The following is a 23,305-nucleotide window of genomic DNA, read 5'->3' on the forward strand; positions in this document are numbered from 1 at the left end:
GCAAGCTGCGCGTCGGGGTACGACCGGCATGACAGCGTTCATCCTGCGCCGACTGCTGCAGTCGCTCATCGTCCTGCTGGCGATGATCGTCATCGTCTTCTTCGGCGTGCATGTCGTAGGAGACCCCATCTGGCTTCTCGTCAGCCCCGACCTCACCCAGGACCAGATCGCCGAGGTAGCCCGCCAGCTTGGCCTCGACCGCCCCATCTGGGAACAATTCTTGGTCTTTCTGGGCAATGCGCTGCAAGGCGATCTCGGTAGATCCTTTGTTCATGGCCAGCCGGCGATGAAACTCATTCTTGAGCGCCTGCCAGCCACGATGGAACTCGCACTTTTTGCCCTCTTCCTGGCCCTGGTCATCGGCCTGCCGCTGGGGCTTTATGCCGGATTGCGGCCCGAGCGTGCCAGTTCGCGGGCGATTATGGCTGCCTCCATCCTTGGCTTTTCCCTGCCCACCTTCTGGGTTGGGCTGATGCTGATCATGGTCTTTGCCGTCATTCTCGGCTGGCTCCCCTCGACCGGGCGCGGGCCCACCATCGCCTTCCTCGGGATCGAAACCTCGCTTCTGTCGCTGAAGGGGTTGAGCCATGCCCTCTTGCCTGCCATCAATCTGGCGCTTCTGAAAGTATCACTGGTCATTCGACTTACGCGCGCCGGCGTGCGCGAGGTTTTGCCGCTCGATTTCATCAAATTCGCCCGCGCCAAGGGATTGAGCGAGACGCGCATCGTCCTTGTTCATCTGCTGCGCAATATTCTCATTCCGGTTGTCACCGTCATTGGACTTGAATTTGGCTCACTGGTCGCCTTCTCCGTCGTCACCGAGAGCATTTTCGCCTGGCCCGGCATGGGCAAATTGCTCCTTGATTCAATCCAGCGCGTCGACCGCCCGGTCATCGTTGCCTATGTGATGCTGATCGTTGTCCTCTTTGTCGTCATCAACCTCATCGTCGACCTTCTTTATTGCCTGCTCGATCCGCGCGTGCGCCTGCAGGACCAGGCGTCATGAGCGGGAACCCGGTGATGAGCGCGCCTGTCGTTGAAACGCCCTTGCAACGCTTCCTCGCCGAAATGCTGGAAGACCGTATCGCCGTCGGCGCCCTCATGGTGTTTGCAGCGCTCGTGGGAGTTGCGGTGCTGGCACCCTTCATCACGCCGCAAAACCCCTATGATCTGGCCCAGGTTGACGTGCTCGATGCTCGTCTGCCGCCAGGCACCCTTGCTTCCGCAGGATTCACCCTGGTGCTGGGTTCAGACGGCACAGGCCGCGATCTCTACTCAGCCATCCTTTACGGCCTGCGCATTTCGCTGAGCGTCGGCGCCCTCTCCGGCGTGATCGCGATGATCACCGGCGCCTCGCTCGGCCTTGTCGCGGCCTATGTCGGTGGCTGGGTCGAAGCAACGATCATGCGGATAGTTGATCTGCAGTTATCGCTGCCCGCCGTGCTCGTCGCACTCATCCTCGTCGCCGTGCTTGGCAAGGGGGTCGACAAGATCATTCTGGCGCTCGTCATTGTGCAATGGGCCTATTATGCGCGAACCGTCCGCGCCAGCGCCCTGGTGGAGCGGCGCAAGGAATATGTTGACGCGGCGCTTTGCCTCGACCTGTCGCCTGGCCGCATTCTCTTTCGCCACATTTTGCCCAATTGCCTCGCCCCGCTGATCGTCGTTGGCACCGTGCAGACAGCGCATGCGATTGCGCTCGAAGCCACCCTCTCTTTCCTTGGCGTCGGCCTGCCGCAGACCGAACCATCCCTTGGCGTGCTGATTGCAAACGGCTTCCAGTACATGCTCTCGGGTCGTTACTGGATTTCGTTCTTTCCCGGCATTGCCCTTCTCGTCACCATTGTCTCCATCAACCTTGTGGGCGACCGCCTGCGCGACGTCTTGAACCCGAGATTGAAGCGATGACGCCAACACTCGACATCGCCGGTCTATCGACCCACTTCTTCACGCGCGACGGGATCGCCAAAGCCGTCGACGGCGTGTCGTTTTCCATCGCGCCGGGCGAGGTGCTGGGGCTCGTGGGCGAATCGGGGTCGGGCAAAAGCGTCACCGGCTTCTCCATCATGGGGCTGGTCGACCAGCCGGGACGCATTGTCGCCGGCGCCATCCGCTTCAAGGGCGAGGATATGGTTGGCGCCGACGCGCAGCGCCTGCGCAGCCTGCGCGGCAACCGCATCGCCATGGTCTTCCAGGATCCGATGATGACACTCAATCCGGTGCTGCGGATCGGTGAGCAGATGACCGAGGCGATCGCTGCCCACAGCAAAGCGACGAAAAGCGAAACCGAGGCGCGCGCGCGCGACGCGCTGGGCGCTGTCGGCATCGCTTCGCCCGAGGAAAGGCTCGCCGCCTATCCCCACCATCTGTCGGGCGGGATGCGCCAGCGCGTGGCCATCGCCATCGCTCTGATCAACGCCCCTGATCTTCTCATTGCTGACGAGCCGACGACCGCGCTCGACGTCACCATTCAGGGGCAGATCCTCTCCGTCGTCCAGCGTCTGGTCGCGCGCAGCCATACCGCGCTGCTGTGGATCACCCACGACCTCAGCGTCGTCGCCGGCCTCGCTGACCGCATCGCCGTCATGTATGCCGGTCGCATCGTCGAGCAGGCCGCCGTCGATGACCTCCTCACCCGCCCGCGCCATCCTTATACCGCCGGATTGCTTGCCTCGCTTCCCGAGCGGGCCGCGCATGGCGGAAGGCTTGCCAGCATTCCAGGCATGGCACCTTCCCTGCTCCATCGCCCGCAAGGCTGCGCCTTTCGCTCCCGCTGCGGGCTCGCGCGCCCGGAGTGTGGCAACGCAATGATCGCCGACAGGCAGGAAGGTGATCGCCGCTTCGCCTGCCTGCATCCTCTGGCTGATCCAGCCCGGCAGGTGATGTGATGGAGGCAACGCCGCTTCTTGCCGCTGAGCGCATCGACAAGCGATTTGAGCGCCGGCTTGATTTCGCCGGACGCCTGGCAGCCAGGCTCGGCGCTGCGCTTGGCAATGAAACCGTCCATGCGCTTGATGGCGTCAGCCTCGCCGTCATGCGCGGCGAGGTTCTGGGCGTTGTGGGTGAATCGGGCTGCGGCAAATCAACGCTCGGCCGCATCCTGGCGGGTATCATGCCAGCCTCCGGCGGCCGTATCCTGTGGCAGGGCGCGGACCGCGATCGCCTGACCGGGACCGAGCGCCGCTCTGTCAAGCTTGCCGTGCAGATGGTCTTTCAGGACCCGGCATCATCCCTCAATCCGCGCATGCGGGTCGCCGATATCATCGGCGAAGCCCCGCTTGTCCACGGCCAGGTGACGCGCGCCGAACTCGGCGATTATATCGACACGATCCTGCGCGATGTCGGGCTTGATCCGGCGATGAAGCAGCGCTATCCGCACCAGTTCTCCGGTGGCCAGCGCCAGCGTATCGGTATCGCCCGGGCACTTGCGGTCCGCCCGCAATGCATCATCGCCGATGAGGCGGTTGCAGCACTCGATGTGTCGATCCGTGCGCAGATCATCAATCTCTTCGATGAATTGCGCCAGAAGCGCGATCTGACCTATCTCTTCATCAGCCATGATCTTGGTATCGTTCGCTTCATCGCTGACCGCGTGGTGGTGATGTATCTCGGGCGTGTCGTTGAAAGCGCGCCGACCAGCGCTCTGTTCGCCGCTCCCAATCACCCCTACACGATTGCTCTTCTGGCCGGCGCGCCGCGCCTTGAGGACCGCAAGCGTGCCTTTGCCGCCATCGAGGGTGAAATTCCCTCGCCGCTCAATCCGCCTCGCGGCTGTCATTTCCATCCGCGCTGCCCGCACGTCATGGCACGCTGTCGTGAGGAAGCCCCACGTCTGAGCGAGATCGCGCCCGGTCGCCTCTCTGCCTGTCATCTCAATCAGGCATAGGACGCGGCGTCGAAAAAATGTCATGAAGCGGGTGGAGTGTGGGCGTATCAATACTTCACCCGAGCCTGTCACCGCGCATCACCGGAGCTGCCCATGATCACCATCAAGCTCAACGGCCGGCAACAAACCCTCGATGCTGATCCTGGCATGCCGCTGCTATGGGCGATCCGCGATCTCATCGGCCTGACGGGGACGAAGTTTGGCTGCGGCATCGCCCAGTGTGGCGCCTGCACCGTCCATGTCGACGGCGTGCCTACCCGCTCCTGCCAGACGCCACTGTCGAGCCTCGGCAGCGCCGAGGTGACGACCATCGAGGCCATCACCGGCCCGGTCGCAGCAGCCGTCCAGGAGGCATGGACCAAGCTTGCCGTGCCGCAATGCGGTTATTGCCAGTCGGGTCAGGTGATGGCGGCAATGGCTTTGCTGAGCGAGAACAAGACACCCAGCGACGCTGACATTGATGCCGCCATGGCTGGCAATCTCTGCCGCTGCGCCACTTATGCCCGTATCCGCACCGCCATCCACGACGCCGCCAGGGCACTCGCCTGAGGGAGATTTGACGATGCTCCACCTCCTCACCTCGCGAGCCGCGCCTCCGAGCCGCCGCGGCTTCCTTATGGCAACGCTCGGCGGCAGCAGCGGGCTGGCGCTGGGCTTTGCCTTGCCAGAATCGCTTGCTGGCGGGCGCGCCCACGCCGAGCCGCAGCGCACCCCATCGCCCTTCGCCGGCTACCTGTTCATTGATCGCAACAACACCGTCACCGTTCTCAGCGCTCATATGGATATGGGGCAGGGGATCTATCACGGCATTGCCACGCTCGTGGCCGAGGAACTCGGCGTTCCAGTGGCCGACATCAAGGTCGAGGGAGCCGCCGGCAATCCACGCCTTTACGGCAATGTCACGGTCGGCGGCGCCTTTCAGCTGACCGGCGGCTCATCCGCGACGCCGTCATCATGGGAGCGCTACCGCCGTGCCGGTGCCACTGCGCGCACCATGCTGATCGCCGCTGCCGCCAAAAGCTGGGGGGTTGCCGCAACCGAGGTGACGACGGAGGCCGGCAGCCTCGTTCACGCCTCCGGCAAGCGCGCGACCTTTGGCGAGATGGCTGAAGCAGCCTCGAATCTCACCGTCCCCACCGAGGTGACGTTGAAGGCACCCGCAGAGTGGACGCAGATCGGCGCTGACAACACGCAGCGCGTGGCCGGGCGCGACAAGGTCACAGGCGCGTTCAATTTCACCATCGATATCCGCCGTCCCGGCATGCTGTACGCGGTGGTCGCTCACCCGCCGCGTTTTGGCGGCAAGGTGAAAAGCGTTGACGCCACCGCCGCGCGCAAGGTGGCGGGCGTCGTCGATGTCATCACCATCGCCCGCGGCGTTGCCATTGTTGCCCGCAACACCTATGCCGCCATCAAGGGGCGCGAAGCGCTGAAAATCGACTGGGACGAAACCCGGGCGGAGCAGCGCGGCAGTGACGAACTCGTTGAGGCGTATCGCCGGGCACTGGCTGTGCCGGGGACAATCGCCGCCAAGCGCGGTGACGTTGCAGGAGCACTGGCGCGTGCCAGCAAGGCCATTGATGTATCATTCGAGTTTCCCTACCTCGCCCATGCGGCACTGGAACCGCTCGATGCGGTCGTTGAGCGCAAGGGCGATTCGCTTGAGATCTGGGGCGGCCATCAGCTGCCCGATTTCTATCAGGCGATCGCCGCCCAGATCGCCGGGCTGACGCCTGATCGTGTCAAAATGAACGTCATGCCGACGGGCGGTGGCTTTGGTCGGCGCGCCGTTGCCGATGGCGATGTGATCGCGGAGGCAACCGAGATTGCCAAGGCAATCGGCTGGACGGCGCCGGTCAAGCTGCTGTGGACGAGAGAAGACGATATGCGCGGCGGTCGCTACCGCCCGCTCTATGTCCACAAGCTTCGCGCCAGCCTTGGTCCCGACGGGCGTATTTCCGCCTGGCATCACCACATCGTTGGCCAGTCAATCGCCATCGGCACGGCGTTCGAGACGAGCCTTGTCAGTGGTGGTATCGATCCGACCTCGGTTGAGGGTGCCGCCGACATGCCCTACGCCGTACCCGATCTGCAGGTCGAGGTCACCAATATGCGCGCCGGTGTTCCCGTCTTGTGGTGGCGCTCGGTCGGACATACGCACACCGCCTATGCGGTTGAAACCGCGATGGACGAACTGGCTGTACTCGCTGGCCAGGACCCGGTTGCCTTCCGCCTCAAGCACCTGGCGAACAATTCCCGCGAACGCTCTGTCCTTGAAGCGGTCGCAGCCAAGGCGAAGTGGGATGAACCCCTGCCGCTGGGGCGCTTTCGCGGTGTTGCCGTCCATAAATCGTTCGGCACGGTGGTGGGGATGGTCATCGAAATCACCGCCACGGGCCCTGCCAACATCAAGGTTGAACGCGTGGTTGCGGCCGTCGATTGCGGTATTGCAATCAATCCCGACGTCATCCGTGCCCAGATCGAAGGCGGCGTCGGTTTTGGCCTTGGCGCCATCCTGCATTCGCAGATCACCCTCACCAAGGGTATCGTCGACCAGGGTAATTTCGACAGCTATCAGGTGTTGCGTTTCGACGAAATGCCCATTGTGGAGGTGCACATCCTGCCCTCGACCCGCTCACCCAGCGGCATCGGCGAGCCCGGCGTGCCGCCTGTCGGCCCGGCGCTTGCCAACGCCGTGGCAGCGGCCATCGGCAAGCGCGTGCGCATGCTGCCGTTCGACAAGGGCTTGTCAGCCTGAGGCAAGCAACAGAGCGCTGGGAAGCGCGCTCAATGCAGCGCGCGGACAGCTGATCAGCGGATCTGGGTTGCCCCGATGATGACGCCGGGGTTCGACCCGCTGGACATCTGCTGAACCAGAATCACGACACCCTTGTTGGGATCGTCGGTTTTTGCATCAACTGGCAGTTTCAACGCGCCGCCGTTCCACCGCCCGATCTCACGACTGGTGCGCACGACATTATGATAAGTGATCGTCTCGCCACGATTTTCGCCGCGCCCGATGGCGACCGTCTGCTCTTTGTCGAATTCGACAAGACTCACCCGGCAATCGCCTGGCGCTTTCTCGCTGCCGGTTCCGATGCTGACTGTCATCGTCGAACCATCCTTGGACACCGTCACAGGCACGCTGAGAGGCGCGCCGTCACCACGACCATTGCGCGCACGCACGGCCTTCGCCTCGATATCGCGACGGTCGGAACCAACGGCGTGGAAGACGCCATCGACCACTGCCTGCGGAGTATAGACCTGCCGATCTCCCCGGCCCAGCGCATAGGCACGCTGGCGTTGCGTGTTTTCAGGCAGCGCCAGCGTATCGCGCCAGCCCAGATAATCCCAGTAAGTGACCGAGTAGGACAGCACGATGATGCTCGGATCATTCACCATCTCGCCCACCAGGCGGTCGGCCGGCGGACAGGAATTGCAACCTTGCGAGGTGAACATTTCAATCACGGCGCGCGGCTGATCAGCCGCTGCAACCGGCGTGGCCAATGCAAGGGCAGCAAACATGTTCGGCAAAAAGCGTCGTAGGGTCATGGATCGTTTCCAGCAAGCGATGCCATGACCCTACGCGCAATTGTCGTCACTAGGAATTCAACTGACGGTGAGAGCCGTATGTCTGCCCCTGATCCTAAGCCGCGAGAGAACGCAGGACATAGTGCAAAATCCCCGCATTCTTGAAGTAATCCAGCTCATCCAGCGTGTCGATTCGACATAACAGCGATACTTTCTTCACCGCGCCATCGGCCATGGTGATCTCGGCCATCATCTTCTGGCGTGGCTTGATGTCAGCCAGCCCAAGGATGGTAACGCGCTCATCGCCTTTCAAGCCGAGGCTCTGCCAAGACGTGCCGGGCTCGAAGGTGAACGGCACCACGCCCATGCCGACGAGGTTCGAGCGATGGATACGCTCGAAGGATTCAGCGATGACCGCGCGCACACCCAGCAGATTAGTGCCCTTGGCCGCCCAGTCACGCGACGAGCCGGTGCCGTATTCCTTGCCGGCAAACAGAACAAGTGGTGTCTTTTCCGTGCGGTATTTCATCGCCGCATCGTAAATCGGCAGCTCTTCCTTGGACGGGTAATGGATGGTGAAGCCACCCTCACGCCCGTTTGGCCCCAGCATCTGGTTGCGGATGCGGATATTGGCGAAGGTGCCGCGCATCATCACCTCGTGATTGCCGCGCCGCGTCCCGTACTGGTTGAAGTCGAGCGGCTTGACGTGGCGCGACTGCAGATATTTGCCCGCCGGCGAATCAGCCTTGATCGACCCGGCCGGCGAGATGTGATCGGTCGTGATCGAATCCTTGAAGATGCCGAGTGTGCGCGCGCCCAGCACATCCGTCACCTGCACCGGCTTGGCGCTCATGCCGGTGAAGTAAGGTGGCTTGGCCACATAGGTCGATGTCGCATCCCAGGCATAGGTCGAGCCCGCCGGCGTCTTGATCTTGCGCCAATTGGCATCGCCCTTGAAGACATCGGCATATTTCGCCTTGAAGATCTTCTTGGTGACATTGGCGCGAATGAACGCGGTGATCTCCTTGTTCGAGGGCCAGATATCCTTGAGATAGACCGGCTTTCCGCCCTTGCCCGTGCCAAGCGGCTCGGTCGTCAAATCAACCTGGAGCGAGCCGGCCAGCGCATAGGCAACGACCAGCGGGGGCGAGGCGAGATAATTCGCCCGCACATCCGGATTGACACGTCCCTCGAAATTGCGATTGCCCGAGAGAACGGCGGCAGCCACCAGATCCTTGCCGCTGATGGTCTTCGAGATCGGCTCGGCAAGGGGGCCCGAATTGCCAATGCAGGTCGTGCAGCCAAAGCCCACCAGATTGAACCCAAGCTTGTTCAGATCCTTCTGCAGGCCGGAATTCTTCAGATATTCGGCAACCACCTGCGAACCGGGCGCGAGCGAGGTCTTGACCCATGGTTTGGTCTTCAGACCGGCGGCAACGGCGTTGCGGGCGAGCAGGCCTGCCGCCATCAGCACCGAGGGGTTCGACGTGTTGGTGCAAGACGTGATGGCGGCAATCACCACATCGCCCTGCCCGAGGTCATAGGTCGTGCCGGGAACCGGATACCGTGTGGCGGCTTCGCCCGCTTTCTTGAATTCACCTTCGAGCGCTGCGAGAAAGCCCTTTTTCGTGTCTGACAACAATACGCGGTCCTGCGGGCGCTTTGGCCCGGCAAGCGAGGGCAATACCGTCGACAGATCAAGCTCCAGCGTATCAGTGAAGACCGGGTCCGCCATCCCCTTGGTGCGGAACAGGCCCTGCGCCTTGCAGTATTTTTCAACCAGCGCGATGCGCGCCGTCTTGCGCCCCGTCTCGTCGAGATAGGCAAGCGTCTCGCCATCCACGGGGAAGAAACCGCAGGTCGCACCATATTCCGGCGCCATATTACCGATGGTCGCACGATCAGCCAGTGACAAGGCATCAAGGCCGGGACCGAAGAATTCCACAAACTTGCCAACAACCCCATGCTTGCGCAGAGACTGGGTGACGGTGAGGACAAGATCGGTCGCGGTCACGCCTTCCTTCAGTTTGCCGGTCATGCGAAAACCGATGACTTCCGGCAGCAGCATGGTGAGCGGCTGGCCAAGCATGGCCGCTTCCGCCTCGATGCCGCCAACGCCCCAGCCAAGGACCCCCAGGCCATTGATCATCGTGGTATGGCTGTCAGTACCCACCAGCGTGTCGGGATAAGCGACCTCGACGGTCGAAGTCTTGCCCTTCTTGTCGGTCTTTTTGGCCTTTGCCGTCCATACCGTCTGCGCCAGATATTCAAGATTGACCTGATGGCAGATGCCGGTGCCCGGCGGCACCACGCGGAAATTGTCGAAGGCAGACTGGCCCCACTTCAAAAAGCGGTAGCGCTCGCCATTCTGCTCGTATTCGCGCTCGACATTCTGGCCAAGCGATTTCGGCGTGCCGAAATGATCCACCACCACCGAATGGTCGATGACCAGGTCGACCGGCACCAGCGGATTGATCTTGTCAGGCGAGCCGCCAAGGACCTTCATCGCGTCTCGCATGGCGGCAAGATCGACGACCGCCGGCACACCGGTGAAATCCTGCATCAGCACGCGTGCCGGACGGAAGGCGATTTCCTTTTCGTCCTTGCCGCGATTCTTCAGCCATTGCGCCACGCCGGCGATATCGGCCTTGGTGACACTGCGTCCGTCTTCACAGCGCAGCAGGTTTTCCAGGATCACCTTCATCGAGAAGGGTAGTTTGGAAATCCCCTTGAGGCCGTTGGCTTCGGCAGCCTTCAGCGAGAAATAATCATAGCTTTTACCGCCCACCTTGAGTGTCTTGCGGCATTCATAGGAATCAATGGATTGGCTCATCTTATCCGTCCCCGGCTGGTCTGACGTTCGGCCGAGCGGTGCGCCGCCGGTTGCCCCCTGTAAGGCAGACGATACGTTCAGACGAATGATCTGATTTCATGTTGGTTGGCACTGCGCCAATGACACCAGAGAATCCGATCGAACTCGTTGATCAACTCGTCTGCATTACTCCAGAAAACACACACGCGGAAGATGGTGCACGCACGTATAAAAGATTTCCAAGGATTGCCATCGCAGCCAGCCTCGCGCATGAGTGCGTCATGCGCCTTGAGGTCAGTGAACTTGCCTGCGTGCGTGCCGGCCGCCCTGTCTTCGCCGGCCTCTCCTTCGCCCTCGACAAGGGCGAGGGGCTACTGGTGCGCGGCGCCAATGGTGCTGGCAAATCATCTTTGCTGCGCATCCTTGCCGGCCTTGATGAAGCGCAATCCGGCAAGGCGTTGATCGGCGAGGAACGCCTGTCGGCGCGCGCCAGCCATTACGTCGCCCACAGCGATGCGGTGAAGCCGGCGATGACGGTGGCCGAGCACCTGCGCTTCTTCTCGCAACTCCTCGGCGCCCCGGACAACAGCGAGGAGCGCCTCGCCGCGGCTCTGGCAGCCCTCGACCTTGCCGCCCTGCATGACACCCCGGCGCGCTATCTTTCCGCTGGACAGAAGCGCCGCCTGGCGCTGACCCGCCTGCTGCTTGCCCGGCGCACCCTCTGGCTTCTCGATGAGCCAACCGCAACGCTTGATTCATCGTCCCTGCACCGTTTCGAGACGATCATTGCCGCTCATCGCGCTGAAGGCGGCATGGTGATTGCCACCACTCACGAAGCGCTCGCCATCCCCGGCGCGCTTTCTCTCACATTGGCCGCACCATGACTGCGGCCCTCCTTGCCCTGTTTCGTCGCGATCTTCTGCTCGCCGCCCGCTCCGGCGGCGTATCGCTGACGGGCGCCCTGTTCTTTCTCGTTTTGTGCGGCATCATTCCCTTTGCTATCGGGCCTGATCAGAAACTCCTGTCGCGCCTGGCGCCAGCCATCCTGTGGATCGGCGTTCTTCTTGCCTCGCTGCTTGGCCTCGATCGCCTGTTCCACGCCGATGAGGAGGACGGCACGCTCGACCTGCTGATGGCATCTCCAGCCCCTCTGACGGCGGTCGTCATGGTCAAATGCCTGGCGCATTGGCTCACAACCGGCCTGCCGCTCATCCTCATCACCCCCCTGCTCGCCATCCTGCTCGGGCTCGACTGGCAATATCTGCCGCGCCTTCTGCTGACGCTGTGCATCGGCACGCCGGCTCTCACCTGCCTTGGCTCCATCGGCGCCGCCCTGACCTTGTCGCTGCGCCGGGGCGGCCTTGTGCTTGCCGTCATCATCCTGCCGCTTGCCCTGCCACTGCTGATCTTTGCCGTCGCCGCAGCCTCGGCCGACGGCACAGGCAACAGCGCGCGGGCGCCTTTATTGCTCCTTGCGGCGGTGGCGCTCGTTATCCTTGCTTTTGCACCCTTTGTGAGCGCTGCCGCCCTGAGGCTCACACGCAACTGATGCCGCGCCGCCATCTTCCACCGGCGGCAAGCGTGGATTAAAAGAAAATTGTGCGATTCGTTTGCAGGAGGGTATCTTGCCACGTCTGTTCACCGGGCTCGAATTCCCTTCAATTGTCGCCCAGCGCCTGGCGATCATGCGTGGCGGCCTGCCAGGTGCGCGCTGGATCGAGCCCAGCGATTTCCATGTCACGCTGCGCTTCATCGGCGACATCGACCCGCATCTTGCCGATGATATCGCCGATCTCCTGACCTCGATCCATCGCCGGGCCTTTTCTCTGCGCCTGACCGGCCTTGACTGGTTCGGTAAGGAGAAACCGCATTCGCTTTATGCGGCGGTTGCGCCCTCAAGCGAGCTGAGCGAACTGCAGGCGGAACAGGAACGCCTGATGCGCCGCCTGGGCCTCGCGCCGGAACCGCGCAAATTTAACCCGCATGTGACGCTTGCCCGCCTGCGTGACACCAGGCCATGGCAGGTGAGCGAGTGGATCGCCATGCACTCCCCCTTGGCATTACCAGCATTCGATATCGGTCGCTTTGTTCTGTTTTCCTCGCGCGCCTCGGTAGGCGGCGGACCTTATCTCGTTGAGGAAACCTATCCCCTGATCGCTGCCTGACGGGCAATCCGCCGGCCGGCAATCAGCCAGTAAACGAGGCCCGCCACCGCGCCTGCCGCGCCGACCAGTACAAGATCATCGCGGTCAACCGCCGGCCCGCCGGGATTGGCCTGTCCAAACCGCAACGCAAGCGGCAGGCCGGTCAAAAATGCTGCAACGAATATGTGGAACAGGATGTCACGCCGGCGCGCGATGATCGCCAGGACAGCCAACAGGGTGATTGCGGCCAGAACCGGCGCAAAAAACGGTCCAAGCGCCAGAAGTGCTGCTTGCGTGAGCCCATCCGGGGTGACCTGCACCAGAGCCGCCGTGACGAGCGCAAACTGGATCGCGGTTGCAGCGAACGCCGCATAGGCTCCACCCACGCCCGCTCCCAGGACGCCACCTATCAACAAACCATGTCCGATCAGTCCGGCAAGCAGGATGGCGATGATGTGGCGGATCACGGCAAATCCCTCACGACAGGCTGGTGGCGCTGACCGGCTGATGCCGATCGGCAATCTTGAGTTTCGCTGTTTCTGAGCGCAATTGGCCACAAGCCGCAAGAATATCGCGCCCGCGCGGCGTGCGGACGGGGGAGGCATAGCCGCCGGCGAATATGATTTCCGAGAAGCGCTCGATGGTTGGCCAATCGGAACACTGATGCAGCGTGCCGGGCCATGGATTGAAGGGGATGAGGTTGATTTTTGCCGGCATGCCGTCAAGAAGCCGCAGCAAGCGCCGCGCATCCTCAGGGCTGTCATTGACATCCTTGAGCATCACATACTCATACGTGATGCGCCGGGCATTGCTGGCGCCGGGATAGGCAGCGCAGGCCGCCAGCAGCTCTGCGATCGGATATTTGCGGTTGAGCGGGACCAGCCGGTCGCGCACCTCGTCGGTGGTTGCGTGCAGAGAGATTGCCAGCATGGCGCCGGTGTCCGCACCAAGCCGCGGGATCATCGGCACCACGCCCGAGGTTGAAACCGTGATCCGGCGCCGCCCGATCGACAGACCTTCTCCGTCGCTGATGGTCGCCATCGCCTCGCTGACCGCGTCGAGATTATAGAGCGGCTCGCCCATCCCCATGAACACGATATTGGTGATATAGCGCCCGCCATCACGCGGTACGATCGCCTCATCGCCAGCGACAAGACCGGGCCAGTCGAGAAGATCATCGCGCGCGACCATCACCTGGGTAACGATTTCAGCCGCCGTCAGATTGCGCACCAGCTTCTGCGTGCCGGTATGGCAAAACGAGCAGGTGAGCGTGCAACCCACCTGCGAGGAAACGCACAGCGTGCCTCGCCCCTCTTCGGGAATATAGACGCATTCGATGTCATGGCCGACCTCGCCGGCAAAACGGCCCGGCAGGCGCAGCAGCCATTTGCGCGTGCCATCGACCGACACCTGGCGCACCGCGACCGGCGGGCGGGCCAGCGAAAAGGCATTTGCCAGCGCCACACGCAGATCCTTGGCGACATTGCTCATGGCCAGAAAATCACTGACCCCGCGATGATAGATCCAGTGCCACAGCTGCTCGATCCGCATCTTCAGCGCGCGCGCCGGCACGCCAACCGATGTCAAGGCCGCCGCCAGCCCGTCGCGGTCGCATCCGGCAAGCGACGGTTTGATCGCGGCGCCCGACAGGCGGGCCGGCGATGCATCCATGTCAACGCTGACGATCATATCCTCATGCATCCTGCCAACGCCTGAAAGCGGGCGAGGCGCCGAGAGGCCCTCGCATCGCCGCTGTCTATAAGCAAAAAATCGACGCGCGTCGATTGCCGGACATGCCGGCTGCAACGCTGCTTGCGGCTATTTGCATTCCTTGGAGATGCGATCAAGCGCACCCGAAATACCGGCAAGAGCGTAGGTATCAACGGTCATGGTGCCGCGCTGCGAGATGCCATGCACCTTGAGCTCCCGCGATTTACGCACCAGATCGACAAACTGGGTCTCCTCGGCGGCATTGAGTAGCCACGCGCCCTGTTCCTTGGTGAACATCATGAAGCGTCTGGTCCCGGCGGCGCCGATCACCTCGACGACAGTGTTGGATTTGTCCTTGATCGCATAGCCAAGCGTCACAAACAGTTCATTGCGTACATTCTGTGCCGGGCGATGGGCGATGAACAGCATGGTGGCGTTGCGCCGCGCCGTCCCCGGCTGGATATCCTTGGGCAGGCTTGCTTGCGGCGAACCGACCAGATAGCACTCGCGGCCCTGCGGCGCCTGAACGGCATAGGCGGCCCAGGCGGAAAATTTGCCAAGCTCGACCGGCGTCGGTGTGCCTGTCGCCGGGCGCGCCGCAGCGCCCTGCGCATAGGCCTCACGGCCTGAAAGCGGCAGGACGACAAGGGCTAGGAACAACAGGGCTGCGGGATTTTTCATGGCGATGATCATGTTGAAGCGAGGCATGCGACAGGCTTTAAGCGGCAATAGGATGAATGAACACTTAATATGATGTAAAGCGATGTCGATGCACGCCGCCGGTTACAGGCCAGCCCGTGCGGCAATTTTGAGGCATCCTCTCTCCCAGGCGCTGGTAAATGTCGTTATGTCGAACCACCAGCCGGGCTGTGTTAGGAGGAGGCCTCGTGAGGTCTGCCAGCCAACAGGATAGGATGTGGCCATCGCTGATGACGACAAACAGACGCAGGCGCGCAACATCTCCCGATGGATGATGTCTCTGACACGCAATGGCGACCGCAGCGCATTCGCGTCACTGTTTGATTACTTTGCCCCGCGCCTGAACAGCTATCTTCTGCGTCTTGGCCTTGAGCGGATGGCGGCGGAGGAAATCACGCAGGAGGTGATGCTGACACTGTGGTTGAAACCGGGTCTTTTCGATCCCTCGAAATCCTCGTTGTCAACCTGGCTCTTCCGTATCGCCCGCAATCGCCGCATCGACGCCGCACGCCGCGAACGGCGGGGACGGATCGATGAAAACGATCTCATGCTGCACCCCGCAGCCACCCCCATGCCAGATGACATTCTGGCCGAAGCTGCTCGCGCCGATCATGTCCGCATGGTGATGGCTGATTTGCCGCCCGACCAGATCAACCTGCTGCGTCTGGCCTTCTTTGACGGGCTCTCGCACAGCCAGATCGCTGACGCGACCGGCCTGCCGCTTGGCACGGTTAAATCACGCATCAGGCTGGCGTTCGCGCGCCTGCGCCACAAGCTCGCGAGCCGGGGGATCGACCGCGACGCGTGAGGCAGCCAAGACGGCTTCAGCGCAAGAAACGGGTCGCAATAGAGTTCTCTTGGTGGCATTTCTCCGGGGAATTCGGAGATGTCTTGCCATGCTTCCTCCCCTGCTCAATCGTCTGGTGATCGCCAATGCCGGCATGCACGCAGCCGATCAGATCGCGCTGGTGGCTCTGCCGCTGGCAGCCGTCACCCTGTTTTCCGCCTCGCCCGCCCTCATCGGCGCCCTCGTGGCGGCGCAAGGCATGGCCTGGCTCATCGTCTCATTGCCGGGCGGGATTGTTGTTGACCGCCTCGGCCCGTCCCGCCTGGCGCGGTTGGCGCCCTGGTTGTCGCTTGCCGGGCTGACCCTGGCGCTGTTAGCTCTCACGCTTGCAAGCCCCTATCTGCTCGGTTTGGCCGTTTTTATTTCGGCAACCGGCACCGTTTTGTTTGTCCTTGCTCTTGCCACCCTGACGCCGCGTCTGCTGCCGCCAACCGCGTTTGCAAAGGCCAATGGCCGGCTTGAGCTCGCTCGTGCCCTTGTCACACTGCCAGCGCCAACCATCATAGCCTGGCTGATCGCGCATGTGTCCACCAACGCCGCCTTTATCGCCGCCCTTGCCGCCGCCGCCATGGCAATCATCGCGCTCAGCTCCATGCCAGACCCGCCACCATCCGCACAACCGCCCCGCCACCCCCTTCAGGATATTCGCGAGGGGCTCTTGTTCGTGTGGCATCAGCCGATACTGCGCGGCATTCTCAGCTGTGCTCTGGCCTGGAACGCCGCCTTTTTCGCGCTCGTCGCCGTCTTTGTGCCTTTTGCCTTGAATATCGCTCAACTCAGCGTGCAGGATATCGGTCTGGCATTGTCGGGGCAGGGCGTCGGCCTTCTGCTGGGCGCGCTCACCGCCGGCACCATCGTCACCCGCTTTCAACCCCGCTTCATTCTCATCCTCGGGCCGCTGTCCTCGGTGGCCGGCGCCACGTTGATCTTCATCTCGGCCGGGCATTCCGCCATTTATACCGCCGCTGCGGGTTACTTCCTCGTCGGCTTTTGTCCCATGCTGTGGCTGGTATGCCAGACGAGCCTGCGCCAGTCGGTGACGCCTGCGCCCCTGCTTGGCCGCGTCAACGCCACCATCCAGCTGGCGATTTATGGCGTCCGCCCGCTTGGCGCCCTGCTGGGCGGAGCACTTGCTGATCGCCTGGGCCCCGGCGCCGCCCTTGTCCTGGTGATCGCCCTGTTTGCGCTGTCGGCGCTGGCCGCCACCCTCTCCGATCTCGGACGCCTGCGTGCCATGCCGGCGGCAGCGACAGAGCCGCTTGTCTGACACCCCTTCCGGGAGATCACAGGGCAAGCTAGGGTCGCGCGAACAACAGGAGAAGACGACATGGAGCTTCAGGACACAGCCGCCATCATCACCGGTGGCGCGTCGGGATTGGGCGAGGCAAGCGCCAGAAGGCTGGCGGCGGCGGGCGCGCGCGTTGCCCTGTTCGATCTTGCCGAGGAGCGCGGGCGCATGGTCGCCAGCGATATCGGCGGGCTCTTCTGCCGTTGTGATGTGACGGACGAGGCCTCTGTCGAGGCAGCCCTTGCCGCCGCCGCTGCGGCTCATGGCGAGGCGCGGATCGCCATCAATTGCGCCGGTATCGCCACCGGACAGAAGACCGTCAACCGCAGGAAGGAAAGCGGCGCCATCGTGCCGCATGATCTGGCAAGCTTCACCCGGACCGTCGCGATCAACCTGATCGGCACCTTCAATGTCGCCTCCAAAGCCGCCGCCCGCATGGTGGCATTGCCCCCGCGCGGCGAGGATGGCGAGCGCGGCGTCATCGTCATGACGGCCTCGGTCGCCGCCGAGGATGGCCAGATCGGCCAGGCCGCCTACGCCGCCTCGAAGGGTGGCGTTGCCTCGCTTACTTTGCCGATGGCCCGCGACCTGTCACGCGATGGCGTGCGGGTGATGACCATCCTGCCCGGCCTCTTCCACACGCCCATGTTCGACACCCTGCCACCTGAGGTGCAGGTGGCGCTCGGCGCCAGCGTTCCCTTCCCCTCCCGGCTCGGCAAGCCCGCCGAATATGCCGCTCTTGTCCAGTCGATCTGCGAGAACCCGATGTTGAACGGCACCACCATCCGCCTCGACGGGGCACTCAGGATGGCGCCACGATAAGCTTTCGTGCCGCCTGATCCATCGCCCGCGCCAACTCGATATCAAGCGCGGTCAGACCGCCGGCATCGTGCGTTGACAACGTTACCTCGACGTCGCGGTAGACATTGCGCCATTCGGGATGATGGTTCATCGCCTCGGCGATGAAGGCCACCCTTGTCATGAAGGCGAAGGCGTCAGCGAAGCAGGCGAAGCGAAAGTCGCGCTCAATGGCCTCGCGCCCCTCGACAAGGCTCCATCCCGGCAGGCTGGCAAGCGCTTCAAGGCGGGCGTTTTCATCAAGACGGGGAGGGATCATGAGATGGCTTGTCCTGTCATGCATCATCGGGCGCGGCGCACACATTGTACATTGGCGCCGCCATTTTGCAGCCTTGCAATCAGCCGCGCCGCCAGGCGGCGATGAAGCACGCCGGGGCGGCGCGCATCGCGTTGGCGCGGATTGGGCAGGGCAACCGCCAGCAGCGCTCCTTGAGCGGTGTTGAGTGCGGTTGCGCTGACGCCGAACGCGTGACGGGCGGCGGCTTCAACGCCGAAAATGCCGTCACCCCATTCCACCATATTGAGATAAACCTCGATCACGCGATCTTTCGGCCACACCAGTGTCAGCCATAGAGCCAGCGGCGCTTCGAGACCTTTGCGGATCCATGAGCGGCCCTGCCAGAGAAACAGGTTCTTTGCCGTCTGCTGGGTAATCGTCGACGTGCCTCGCACATCATCATCGCGCTCTTCGGCGCGGCGCAACGCATCCCGTATCGCACCAGGATCGATACCGTAATGGCGGCAGAAGCCGCCATCTTCCGACGTGACAACGGCTGCAACCAGAGCGGGCGATATCTGCTCAAGCGGCACATAGACGCGCTCGACCGGCAATCCCTGAACATAGCGCCACAGCATCAGTGTCGAGGGCGGAGGAACAAAACGATAGACCAGCGCCAGACCATAAGGCAGAGCCAACAGCACAATGACGGCGATGGCTGCGCGGCGCCACATCACCGGCCAGCCTCGATGGATCGAGGCCCGACGCCTGCCATCTCAGATGACATTGACTTCCCGCACCGGGGTCCCCGCAGCGATACGCTCATAGCCAAAAATTCCGACATCAAGCGTGACCGGGCCGCCATGGATGATCCATTCAGCGACCGACAGGCCGGCGCCTGCTGCCTGTTGTACGCCATGGCCGGAAAATCCATTGGCAAAATAAAAATTCCCAACCTGCGGATGCGGGCCCAGAACAGCGTTCTGATCAAAGGTGTTGTAATCGTAATGGCCCGCCCAGGCGCGCACCATCTTGACTGATTCAAGGGCTGGAATTCGCGCCGCCAGCGCCGGCCAGACGACCTCGTCGAATTGCGCGTAATCGACCTCGAAATCACCATCTGCGCGCGGATCACGTGCTTCATCGGGTGAAATGCCGCACAGGTAAACCTCGCCCTCCGGGCGCACCCACGCCCCACCCGGCTCAATGAGCAGCGGCAATCCAGGCAGGGGCGTGCGGCAGGACAGGACGAAGACCGAGCGCTTGCGCGGTTCTACCGGTAAATTGACACCCGCCATCGCCGCCACATCACCACCCTGCGGCCCGGCCGCATTGACGATTGCACCGGCGGCAATCCGCCGCCCGCTCTTCAACCGCAGCGCCTGAACCTGCTGATGATCATGGTCGATTGCCATCACCTCGTCATGGATATAAGCGACGCCTTTGGCGCGCGCCTCGCGCCGCATCACCTGCATCACCCCGTAGGCATCAAACCACCCTTCGCCTTCTGGCCCGAAACTGCCAAGCGCCAGCCCCTCGATCGACAACCATGGAAAGCGTATCGCCATGTCGTCGGGCTCAAGAAGTATCGTTGCCGCCCCCTCCGCCCGCTGCACCGCCAGATTGGCCTGCGCAATCGCACGCCCCTCCTCGCCCGCCAGCAGCAGATAGCCACGCTCGTGGAAGGAGGCGGAGGCGCCCGCGCCAAAACGGTCGCTGAACTGCTCCCTCATCAATTTCAGCCCATAGCGCGACAGACGCACATTGGCAGGTGTCGAGAATTGCTGGCGGATGCTGGCGGCCGACAGGCTGGTCGAGGCGAATTGATAGCTCGGATCACGTTCGATGACACAAACACTGCCGGTGAAGCCGCAATCATGGGTGAGCGCGTAGGCTACACCCGATCCCAGCGCTGCGCCGCCAATGATAACAATGTCGTAGCGCTCACCAGGCATCATCCAGCCCTCCATCGCAAGTCGCGTGGCGGCCACGCTTGTTGATCTCTATGGTGCCCTCGATCAACAATCGCAGCGATTCCCTTAAAGTTGGAAAGTTCAACGATGTCCACTGCTCCTGCACAAAACCTGCGTCCGCGCCGCAGCGTGCTGTACCTGCCAGGCTCTAACGCGCGCGCCCTCGAGAAGGCAAGAACCGTTGCCGCCGATGCACTCATCCTCGATCTTGAGGACGCCGTGGCGCCCGATGCCAAGGACACGGCGCGCCAGCAGATCGCTGACGCGGTGGGCGCAAAATCATTCGGCCGCCGCGAAGTGGTTGTGCGCATCAACGGGCTTGCAACCCCCTGGGGCGAGGCTGATCTTGCCGCAATCGCTGCCGCGGGCCCCGATGCCATCCTCATCCCCAAGGTCGAGACGGGCGGCGACATTCTGGCCGCAGGCCATCGCCTTGAGGCGCTGGATACGACACGATCGATCGCCCTGTGGGCGATGATGGAAACGCCTGCCGCCATATTCAACGCCGAGAGCATCGCACGCGCCCGGCGAGAGCCTCATGGCAGCCGCTTTGCAGCTCTCGTTATGGGCACCAACGATCTGGCCAAGGAAACCCGCGCCCGCCTCGTGCCAGGCAGGGCGCCCATGCTCACCGCCCTGTCTTTGTGCGTGCTGGCAGCCCGCAGCCACGGCCTCGACATCCTCGATGGTGTCTTCACCGCCATCAAAGACCATGAGGGCCTGCGCCGCGAATGCATCGAGGGGCGTGACCTTGGCATGGATGGCAAGACGCTGATCCATCCCGACCAGATCGCCATCGCCAATGAGGCGTTCGCACCCGCTGCCGACGAAGTGGCGTTGGCCCGGCAGATCATCGCCGCCTTCGCCGCGCCCGAGGCGAAAGGCAAAGGCGTGCTGACGGTCGAGGGCAGGATGGTTGAGCGGCTCCATGCCGAGATCGCCACGCGCATCGTCGCCATTGCCGATGCCATTGCCGCCCGGGCGGCGTGAAGGGAGAGCACTGTCATGCAACCAAGCCGCAGCGACAAGACGGAGTATGGCCGCTTCTTCGAGGAGTTTCACCACGGCGACATCATCCATCATGCCACTCCGCGCACGCTGGGAGAAGCAGACGCGACACTGGCGACTGCCCTTTATGGCAGCCGCTTTGCCGTGACGTCCTCGCAAGCCTTCGCACGCGCCATCGGCTACGCGCAAAGCCCGCTCGATGACATGCTTGTCTTCAACGTCGTCTTCGGCAAGACCGTTCCTGACATCTCCCTCAACGCCGTTGCTAACCTCGGCTATGCCGCCTGCCGTTTCCTTGGCCCGGTCTATGCCGGCGAGACGCTCCACGCGCGCTCTGAAATCATCGGTCTGAAGGAAAATTCCAACCGCGAAACCGGCGTCGTCTATGTCAGGAGCCAGGGGTTCAAGGAGGATGGCACGCCAGTGCTTGACTATGTGCGCTGGGTGATGGTGCGCAAGCGCGACAAGGCATCACCCGCTCCCCAGCCGCTGATCCCCACCCTGCCATCGGTCGTCAGGCCCGACCATTTCGCCGAGGTGCTGCCCCGGCTGGCGATGGAGAATTATGACTATGTACGCGCCGGCCAGCCCTACACCTGGGATGATTACACCGTCGGTGAAAAGATCGACCATGTCGATGGCATGACCGTGGAGGAGGCCGAGCACCAGCTCGCCACCCGCCTCTACCAGAACACGGCGCGGGTTCACTTCAACCAGCACAGCGAATCACAAAATCGCTTCGGCCGCCGACTGGTCTATGGCGGCCATATCATCGCCATTGCCCGGGCGCTCTCGTTCAACGGGCTGGCGAATGCCTTTTGCATCGCCGCCATCAATGGCGGGCGTCATGTAGCGCCGATCTTTGCCGGTGATACGGTGTTTGCGTGGACGCGCATTCTCGACAAGGCCGAGGTGCCGGATCGCCGCGATGTCGGCGCGCTGCGCCTGCGCCTGATCGCCACAAAAAATCGTCCCTGCGCTGATTTCCCCAAACGCGACGATAAAGATCAGTATGATCCCGCCATCGTCCTTGATCTCGACTATTGGGTGTTGATGCCCCGACGCTGAGCCACCACATCCGGCGTCGCCCTGGAAAAGAACCGCCAGATTTCATGCGCCGAATCGATATCGAGATTCTGCCCCCCGGAATGGATATCGATGCCTGCGCGCTGCAACGTGGCGGCGAGCGCTGGTATGCGGTGACCGCCACCATTGATGCGGTAAAGTTCGACAGCCTTGCCCGGCGGGCATTTCCACACGATATGCGTCACTGTTGACTGGTCGCTCGGATCGGTATCCGCCATCGCCCGGGCAGCCATGTCATCCAGACAGCCATTGGCCCGGCGCCAGTGCACCACGGTTTCCTGCGTGCCAACGGTATAGACCTTGCCGCGCGTGATCGACGCCGGGTCGGTCGCGTCATAAGGGATGACCCCATCATTCGTCCCGTTCATGACCAGAATTGGCCGCGGCTGCTGCGGATGGCATGCCTGTGCCAGACCCGGCCACAGACTGGCGGCAATCGCCGCCCCGCCGGCAAATACATCCGCCCGCTCGCAAAGCAGCCTGTACGTCATGAGACCGCCATTCGACAGGCCGGTGACGAAGACGCGTTTGCGATCAACGATCCCTTCTCCCGCCAGATGATCGACCAGCGAAACAAGAAACGCGACATCATCCACACCGGCTACGGGGCGCCGGCCAAGGAAGGCCTCCGGCGCCCGCCCGTCCATCCACGCCAGATTGATGCCTTCGGGAAAGGCGGCGACAATCTCGCCCTTGGCGACCAGATCCTGCCAGGTCATTCGCCCGCGTACATCCTCGGGGCGCTGTGCGTTGCCATGGAGAACGATGACGAGCGGGCGTGCCTGCTCCCCTTGCGGGCGATCAATCAGGACACGGCGTTGAAAGCCGCCCGATGGAAACATCCATGTTTCGCTGGCATGGGCCACTCCATGCACGCCCGACAGCAAACCCAGAGCCATCAGCAGGGCTATTCTCAGCCTCACAAATTTATGCCAGCCCCTCGCAGCCATCAACATCACTCGCTCTCCAGCCCAGAGATGCGTATATTTACGATGAGACTGCATGAACGGCAGATAAACAGACGCACCCCTATCCTTCATTATGCTTTAAGCAGCATTACTGCGTTGCCAGCCGTCCCTAACGGCGTTAGCGCTAGTGGTGACGGTGCTTTTGTTGGAATCACGATCAGTATATGGCCGGTTTTGTACAATACGCGGCTCTGGTACCATCGCCGCTCGGCTGACGCCTTGACCTATGCAGCCTTTGTCGCATTGACGCGAACCGGGCGGCGCGACATGGGTTTGTT

The 23,305-nt window shown here is 62.6% G+C and carries 23 protein-coding genes; 14 read left to right on the plus strand and 9 right to left on the minus strand.

Going from position 1 to position 23,305, the window contains the following annotated elements:
* The first annotated feature begins 28 nt into the window (after positions 1 to 28).
* The 6 genes from ACINK1_RS10585 to ACINK1_RS10610 all read left to right on the plus strand — a co-directional run bounded on the left by ACINK1_RS10585 (position 29) and on the right by ACINK1_RS10610 (position 6,644).
* Positions 29 to 1,006, plus strand: coding sequence for an ABC transporter permease (locus ACINK1_RS10585; RefSeq protein ID WP_376800330.1), 978 nt, complete (start codon positions 29 to 31; stop codon positions 1,004 to 1,006).
* A complete protein-coding gene (locus ACINK1_RS10590; RefSeq protein WP_376800331.1) occupies positions 1,003 to 1,908 on the plus strand; it encodes an ABC transporter permease in 906 nt (301 codons plus the stop codon). The genes ACINK1_RS10585 and ACINK1_RS10590 overlap by 4 nt, the downstream gene beginning before the upstream one ends.
* A complete protein-coding gene (locus ACINK1_RS10595; protein WP_376800332.1) occupies positions 1,905 to 2,888 on the plus strand; it encodes an ABC transporter ATP-binding protein in 984 nt (327 codons plus the stop codon). The genes ACINK1_RS10590 and ACINK1_RS10595 overlap by 4 nt, the downstream gene beginning before the upstream one ends.
* Positions 2,888 to 3,886: an ABC transporter ATP-binding protein gene (locus ACINK1_RS10600; protein ID WP_376800333.1), complete on the plus strand. Its 999-nt coding sequence runs from the start codon at positions 2,888 to 2,890 to the stop codon at positions 3,884 to 3,886. Before ACINK1_RS10595 ends, ACINK1_RS10600 begins: the two co-directional genes overlap by 1 nt.
* A 93-nt stretch (positions 3,887 to 3,979) precedes the next feature.
* A complete protein-coding gene (locus ACINK1_RS10605) occupies positions 3,980 to 4,435 on the plus strand; it encodes a (2Fe-2S)-binding protein (protein ID WP_376800335.1) in 456 nt (151 codons plus the stop codon).
* Positions 4,436 to 4,448: 13 nt separating this feature from the next.
* Positions 4,449 to 6,644 (plus strand): xanthine dehydrogenase family protein molybdopterin-binding subunit, encoded by a 2,196-nt coding sequence (locus ACINK1_RS10610; protein ID WP_376800336.1) that lies wholly within the window; start codon positions 4,449 to 4,451, stop codon positions 6,642 to 6,644.
* Between the two features lie 53 nt (positions 6,645 to 6,697).
* Here ACINK1_RS10610 and ACINK1_RS10615 read toward each other — a convergent pair whose 3' ends face one another.
* Positions 6,698 to 7,438, minus strand: coding sequence for a DUF1223 domain-containing protein (locus ACINK1_RS10615; RefSeq protein WP_376800337.1), 741 nt, complete (start codon positions 7,436 to 7,438; stop codon positions 6,698 to 6,700).
* 94 nt (positions 7,439 to 7,532) lie between these two features.
* A complete protein-coding gene (gene acnA, locus ACINK1_RS10620; RefSeq protein ID WP_376800338.1) occupies positions 7,533 to 10,250 on the minus strand; it encodes an aconitate hydratase AcnA in 2,718 nt (905 codons plus the stop codon).
* 260 nt (positions 10,251 to 10,510) lie between these two features.
* On the opposite strand from acnA, the gene ccmA reads away from it, so the two are divergent.
* The 3 genes from ccmA to thpR all read left to right on the plus strand — a co-directional run bounded on the left by ccmA (position 10,511) and on the right by thpR (position 12,394).
* Positions 10,511 to 11,113, plus strand: a complete 603-nt coding sequence (gene ccmA / locus ACINK1_RS10625) for a heme ABC exporter ATP-binding protein CcmA (protein ID WP_376800339.1) — start codon at positions 10,511 to 10,513, stop codon at positions 11,111 to 11,113.
* On the plus strand, positions 11,110 to 11,778 hold the full coding sequence (ccmB, locus tag ACINK1_RS10630) for a heme exporter protein CcmB (RefSeq protein ID WP_376800340.1): 669 nt from the start codon (positions 11,110 to 11,112) through the stop codon (positions 11,776 to 11,778). Before ccmA ends, ccmB begins: the two co-directional genes overlap by 4 nt.
* Positions 11,779 to 11,854: 76 nt before the next feature.
* On the plus strand, positions 11,855 to 12,394 hold the full coding sequence (gene thpR, locus ACINK1_RS10635; RefSeq protein ID WP_376800341.1) for an RNA 2',3'-cyclic phosphodiesterase: 540 nt from the start codon (positions 11,855 to 11,857) through the stop codon (positions 12,392 to 12,394).
* On the opposite strand, the gene ACINK1_RS10640 is transcribed toward thpR, so the two are convergent.
* The 3 genes from ACINK1_RS10640 to ACINK1_RS10650 all read right to left on the minus strand — a co-directional run bounded on the left by ACINK1_RS10640 (position 12,373) and on the right by ACINK1_RS10650 (position 14,791).
* Positions 12,373 to 12,840: a hypothetical protein gene (locus ACINK1_RS10640; RefSeq protein WP_376800342.1), complete on the minus strand. Its 468-nt coding sequence runs from the start codon at positions 12,838 to 12,840 to the stop codon at positions 12,373 to 12,375. The two genes, thpR and ACINK1_RS10640, sit on opposite strands and share 22 nt — an antisense overlap.
* A gap of 10 nt (positions 12,841 to 12,850) precedes the next feature.
* Positions 12,851 to 14,074, minus strand: coding sequence for a 23S rRNA (adenine(2503)-C(2))-methyltransferase RlmN (gene rlmN / locus ACINK1_RS10645; protein ID WP_376803366.1), 1,224 nt, complete (start codon positions 14,072 to 14,074; stop codon positions 12,851 to 12,853).
* A 117-nt stretch (positions 14,075 to 14,191) separates the two neighbouring features.
* The gene (locus ACINK1_RS10650) at positions 14,192 to 14,791 is read right to left on the minus strand and encodes a hypothetical protein (protein ID WP_376800344.1); all 600 of its coding nucleotides are present in this window, start codon (positions 14,789 to 14,791) and stop codon (positions 14,192 to 14,194) included.
* Positions 14,792 to 15,053: 262 nt separating this feature from the next.
* On the opposite strand from ACINK1_RS10650, the gene ACINK1_RS10655 reads away from it, so the two are divergent.
* The 3 genes from ACINK1_RS10655 to ACINK1_RS10665 all read left to right on the plus strand — a co-directional run bounded on the left by ACINK1_RS10655 (position 15,054) and on the right by ACINK1_RS10665 (position 17,739).
* Positions 15,054 to 15,590, plus strand: coding sequence for a sigma-70 family RNA polymerase sigma factor (locus ACINK1_RS10655; RefSeq protein WP_376800435.1), 537 nt, complete (start codon positions 15,054 to 15,056; stop codon positions 15,588 to 15,590).
* Between the two features lie 88 nt (positions 15,591 to 15,678).
* Positions 15,679 to 16,896: an MFS transporter gene (locus ACINK1_RS10660; RefSeq protein ID WP_376800345.1), complete on the plus strand. Its 1,218-nt coding sequence runs from the start codon at positions 15,679 to 15,681 to the stop codon at positions 16,894 to 16,896.
* A gap of 60 nt (positions 16,897 to 16,956) precedes the next feature.
* The gene (locus tag ACINK1_RS10665) at positions 16,957 to 17,739 is read left to right on the plus strand and encodes an SDR family NAD(P)-dependent oxidoreductase (protein ID WP_376800346.1); all 783 of its coding nucleotides are present in this window, start codon (positions 16,957 to 16,959) and stop codon (positions 17,737 to 17,739) included.
* Here ACINK1_RS10665 and ACINK1_RS10670 read toward each other — a convergent pair.
* The 3 genes from ACINK1_RS10670 to ACINK1_RS10680 are packed head-to-tail and all read right to left on the minus strand — an operon-like array spanning position 17,720 to position 19,947.
* Complete coding sequence (locus ACINK1_RS10670; protein WP_376800436.1) at positions 17,720 to 18,031, minus strand: 4a-hydroxytetrahydrobiopterin dehydratase; 312 nt, start codon at positions 18,029 to 18,031, stop codon at positions 17,720 to 17,722. The two genes, ACINK1_RS10665 and ACINK1_RS10670, sit on opposite strands and share 20 nt — an antisense overlap.
* A 26-nt stretch (positions 18,032 to 18,057) precedes the next feature.
* Positions 18,058 to 18,726 carry a monofunctional biosynthetic peptidoglycan transglycosylase gene (gene mtgA, locus ACINK1_RS10675; RefSeq protein ID WP_376800347.1) on the minus strand — a complete coding sequence of 223 codons (669 nt, stop codon included), beginning with the start codon at positions 18,724 to 18,726 and terminating at the stop codon, positions 18,058 to 18,060.
* Positions 18,727 to 18,768: 42 nt separating this feature from the next.
* A complete protein-coding gene (locus tag ACINK1_RS10680) occupies positions 18,769 to 19,947 on the minus strand; it encodes an FAD-binding oxidoreductase (protein ID WP_376800437.1) in 1,179 nt (392 codons plus the stop codon).
* A gap of 105 nt (positions 19,948 to 20,052) precedes the next feature.
* On the opposite strand from ACINK1_RS10680, the gene ACINK1_RS10685 reads away from it, so the two are divergent.
* Both ACINK1_RS10685 and ACINK1_RS10690 read left to right on the plus strand, forming a co-directional pair.
* Complete coding sequence (locus ACINK1_RS10685; RefSeq protein WP_376800348.1) at positions 20,053 to 20,955, plus strand: CoA ester lyase; 903 nt, start codon at positions 20,053 to 20,055, stop codon at positions 20,953 to 20,955.
* Between the two features lie 15 nt (positions 20,956 to 20,970).
* On the plus strand, positions 20,971 to 22,041 hold the full coding sequence (locus tag ACINK1_RS10690) for a MaoC family dehydratase (protein ID WP_376800349.1): 1,071 nt from the start codon (positions 20,971 to 20,973) through the stop codon (positions 22,039 to 22,041).
* Here the strand turns inward: ACINK1_RS10690 and ACINK1_RS10695 are convergent.
* The gene (locus tag ACINK1_RS10695; RefSeq protein ID WP_376800350.1) at positions 22,014 to 23,015 is read right to left on the minus strand and encodes an alpha/beta hydrolase family esterase; all 1,002 of its coding nucleotides are present in this window, start codon (positions 23,013 to 23,015) and stop codon (positions 22,014 to 22,016) included. The two genes, ACINK1_RS10690 and ACINK1_RS10695, sit on opposite strands and share 28 nt — an antisense overlap.
* Positions 23,016 to 23,305 lie beyond the last annotated feature (290 nt).

This window comes from Raskinella chloraquaticus (SeqCode), from assembly GCF_021731865.1.
GTDB classification, from domain to species: domain Bacteria; phylum Pseudomonadota; class Alphaproteobacteria; order Rhizobiales; family UBA4765; genus Raskinella; species Raskinella chloraquaticus.